At 68.6% G+C, this 382-nt stretch carries 1 protein-coding gene; it reads left to right on the forward strand.

Going from position 1 to position 382, the window contains the following annotated elements; translation table 11 throughout:
• The coding region (locus AC27VN_RS42340; RefSeq protein ID WP_490880650.1) for an ABC transporter permease at nt 1-382 on the forward strand (382 nt) is incomplete at both ends.

The raw sequence follows: 382 nt of genomic DNA on the forward strand, positions 1-382 counted from the left end.
GCGCCACAACAAGCTCGGCGACGTCGGCCTCATGGGCCTCACCCAGGTCGGCATCGCCATCCCCAACTTCTGGTTCGCCATCCTGCTGATCCTCGTCTTCTCCGTGCAGCTGCAGTGGTTCTCCGCCGGCGGCTTCGACGGCTGGGGCGAGGGTGTCTTCGCCGGCCTCAAGTCCCTCCTGCTGCCCGCCCTGTCCCTGGCCGTCGTGCAGGCCGCCATCCTCGCGCGCATCACCCGCTCGGCCGTTCTCGAGGTCATGCGCGAGGACTTCGTGCGCACCGCGCGCGCCAAGGGCGTGACCCAGCGGGCAGTGCTGTGGACCCACGTGCTGCGCAACGCCCTGATCCCCGTCATCACCGTCATGGGCATGCAGTTCTCCGAA

This window comes from Variovorax sp. 20P10.2.4 (genome assembly GCF_058244205.1).